Annotated in this window: 3 protein-coding genes and 1 pseudogene; 2 read left to right on the top strand and 2 right to left on the bottom strand. The window is 41.1% G+C overall.

Annotated features, from left to right (window positions below):
• Nucleotides 1–282: 282 nt before the first annotated feature.
• On the bottom strand, nucleotides 283–999 hold the full coding sequence (locus ACWI_RS18195) for a MarR family transcriptional regulator (protein WP_070372869.1): 717 nt from the start codon (nucleotides 997–999) through the stop codon (nucleotides 283–285).
• A 412-nt stretch (nucleotides 1,000–1,411) separates the two neighbouring features.
• A complete protein-coding gene (locus ACWI_RS18190; RefSeq protein ID WP_070372868.1) occupies nucleotides 1,412–1,996 on the bottom strand; it encodes a reductive dehalogenase domain-containing protein in 585 nt (194 codons plus the stop codon).
• Nucleotides 1,997–2,173: 177 nt separating this feature from the next.
• Here ACWI_RS18190 and ACWI_RS18715 point away from each other — a divergent pair, with 177 nt between their 5' ends.
• Complete coding sequence (locus ACWI_RS18715; RefSeq protein WP_084633884.1) at nucleotides 2,174–2,710, top strand: transposase; 537 nt, start codon at nucleotides 2,174–2,176, stop codon at nucleotides 2,708–2,710.
• 147 nt (nucleotides 2,711–2,857) lie between these two features.
• Nucleotides 2,858–3,463 (top strand): annotated as a pseudogene (locus tag ACWI_RS19200) (helix-turn-helix domain-containing protein); the annotation flags it as partial.

Here is a 3,463-nt window from a genome sequence, read left to right as displayed (position 1 = left end):
CTCCAGCTTGTTTGTTTGTTTTTCGCTAATTCAATTATAACAAATCTGGTGTTTTCATGCTATTTTTATGCCTGTAACATCGGTGTTAAGGTATTTGGGGTCGTTTATTTATGTGCGAAGTTTGAGTATGTAAATAAAATACATTGCTGATTCCCGCTGATGACCTCAGCAACATTGGAATTACGTAACCGAAGCACCCTTTTTAACAACAGAATATTCAGAAAATTTCTGTTGTTACTCATAAATTATCAATATTGATTTGAGAAGCAATATCCTTACCGTTTAGTTATCATTACCTTTCATGAAAGCTCCAATATTAGCTTTTGCAAAATCTTCAAATGTCCGAGGGTTTTTTCCGGTTAATTTAAAAAATTCATTGGTGATTGTTTTAGCCGTACCGAGTCTGGTCATGATATACAACATGACCGTAACATTGACATAGCCTTTATCCAGCCCACGGTTCTTGATATAGTAATTTCGATATTTTAACAGGCCTGGTTTGACGTATGTTATTTTTCTGTTATTCAATTTACTTAGCACATCTGCCACCTGGAAATAGTCTAACGCTTCCGATCCGGTATTTTCCTCTTCTAATATGCAATTTGCAATTTTCATTAAGTCAACTAATTGACCAAATTTATCCACACCCATTTTTTCTTTCAATAATTTAACCGCTTTAAAATACTCAATAAACGATGACTCAACCAGATTCTCTCCTTTTTCGGTTATCACAAGTGTATAACTTCGCTTATCAGTAATCGAGCTTTCCTTGATTAAAAAACCTTGCTTCGTCAAAGATTTTACCATTAAGCTGACCGAAGGTTTGGAGATGTTAAAAAATTGGCTGATCATCAGCGGAGTCACAGCACAGCTTTGCTTTTGAGCGTATATCAGTACACCCATTTCACTAGGTCTTATGGAAAAATCCCGCTTTGAGTTCATATGTAACCTGCAAAACATCCCAATTACATCCGCACTATTTATAAGATCAACATTCATTTGCACCTCCATATAGTTAACTTACCTAACTATATGGAGCAATTATTCTTTCGCTTTGTCAATCATTTTCAATGAGCATGTGCAGATCCGTTCAATGCCTCATTCTGGGATTGTTTGGGAGATGATTCAATTTTGAGGCTTTCTATCGTGTGCTAATTAGTCAAAACCATGTCCACTGATACATGATCCGGTCCGCTATAATTAACAACTGCTAATCCTCGTTCTCATGAAATACATACGCCGCTCCTTTTTAACTGGTTTTTATCCTCAATAGTAGTGGAGGCTAGAATAGCCTTTTTCCAATCAGCTTTCATTCAAAAATCATGGCTAAATTCAAGTAATAAAAAACCACGAAATACAAGCTCATGCTGCTAAGCACTCATTTTCGTGGATTTTTTCCTACTGGAAGCTTTTATTTTGCTGCTTTTTCTTTTCTAATGTAGGCAGCTGCTATTTTTTTATAGTCCGATTTAAAAAACGCACACTCTTTAATACACACGGTGCAGCCATGCTGTTTTGAAAACGGAACGGCGCACTTTTTGTAGTCAATATGCTGCTCACTGCCATCTTTGCAGATCATTGGCTTTTCATAAATGGCCTGGGCCGGACATTTTTTGACGCACGCATGACATGTGGCACAGAAATCTGGTAGCCAATCATAATCTAATCTCTGGTTAACCGGAAGATTTTCGATGTCGGTTAACACTGCTGCCAGTCGTACGCTGGGACCGTAATCAGGTGTGATCAGCAACCCATTTTTTCCAAAGCCGCCCAGTCCGGCATCCCTGGCCATCACCGTAAGATTCAAATTACTGCCGATCGCCGGGATGGCCTGGGCATTAAAACCTTTTTCTCTTAAAAAATCAGAAATCAGATTAACCGCCCGGCCAAGTTCATAGTAGGTTCTAAAAATTTCTTGAATGGTTTTTTTTGACGGCGCTTGTTCAATCGCTGTTTTTTTCATTTCCACGGTGAAAACCATAGCATATTTAAACAAAACAATTGATTCTTTAAACAGATGGGTTTCTTTAACTTTGGTATAGCCGATACCCTGTTAATTAGCAAATTATAAGTGTCAAAACAGCCCTGATTTAATCAAATTATTCCGGCTAAACCCGGCTTTTCAACTATGGTATAATGATTAATCATTAAGCATATTAAGGAAGCACCAACCATGGTTCATCTGGAACACTTTTCTGAACACCCGCTGGATTATATCACCGAATTCTACACCGCTGAAAAAGTTCGCATCGACAGCTGTCCTCATTGTCATTCGTGCAGGCGGCTTCATCTTCATGGTATCTATCACCGACATGTGATCTGGTATGAGGATGTCTTCTCCATTCCGGTCCAACGCCATTACTGTATTCATTGCGGTAAGACCGTGAGTATCCTGCCTTCTTTCTGCCATTCCGGGTTTCAACTGGCCCTTCCATTCCTACTGGAACTGCTTTGGGCCTTCTTTAACAGGATTCCTTCAGGCTGCGCTTTAGCGCATCAGCATCGGCACTTTATCACCCGGCGTTTTCTTTTTTGTCTGAACCGGCTGATTGAGTATTTTCGCATCTGCCATGATCCTTTAATCGTCTTTCCTGATTTTGGGCATAAAAAAGCCATAAAGCTTCTTGAAATGGTCTACTCGGTGGGGAAGCCCCACATCTTCGGCAAAAGATATCACGATCATTTTAAGATAGGATTTATGGCACTTTAATTGTACCATCCTTCCCTATTTTTTTGAAGAACTATTTGTCCCACAGCGCTTTTGCTTTGCCTTTTATCGCTTGATCCGTTATGCTCTACTTACCTGGTTTTCTGGATCCTTAAAACCTCATATCTAATTAATCGGAGGTTTTTTACAATGACTGAAAAAGACAAAGAATTGATTGCTTTATTTCGCTATGGCCTGATTGCGCCGTTACTGACGGATACCGTCACAAACCACACGGCTTATCTGGATGAGGTCAGTGCCAAAACCCATGATGTCCCGCATTATGGCATCCGTCCTACAACCGTAAAACCCTGCTGGAATGGCACCGGCTGTACCGGCGCCATGGTTTTGATGCGCTCAAGCCCAAGGTTCGGACAGACAAAGGGTCTTCCCGGGCGCTACCGGCAGAATCGGCCAAACGGCTCCTTACGCTGCGAACGGAAAACATTCATTTATCGGTGAAGTTGTTCCATGAGTGGCTCATTCATGAAGGCCACTTCACCAGCTCTGACTGTTCCTATTCGACAGTGTATCGGCTGCTGAAAAAACATCAGCTGTTAAAGGCATCTGTGGCGGATACGTCGGATCGCCGCCGTTTCGCCCATGTTGATATCAACACCCTGTGGCAAACCGATGTTTCCCACGGCCCATATCTGACTCTTAATGGTAAAAAGCGCAAAACCTATCTGATCGCTTTTATCGATGATGCTTCCCGGCGGATTACCGGGGCTCAGTTCATGCTGGCTGAAAAGAATG

Source organism: Acetobacterium wieringae (genome assembly GCF_001766835.1).
GTDB classification, from domain to species: Bacteria; Bacillota; Clostridia; order Eubacteriales; family Eubacteriaceae; genus Acetobacterium; species Acetobacterium wieringae.
This window is presented reverse-complemented; position numbering and strand designations above follow the sequence as displayed.

What these genes read in the sequence shown, in the direction of transcription:
- ACWI_RS18195 (WP_070372869.1), bottom strand. Translation starts at nt 999, where the DNA reads ATGAATGTTGATCTTATAAATAGTGCGGATGTAATTGGGATGTTTTGC.
- ACWI_RS18715 (WP_084633884.1), top strand. Translation starts at nt 2,174, where the DNA reads ATGGTTCATCTGGAACACTTTTCTGAACACCCGCTGGATTATATCACC.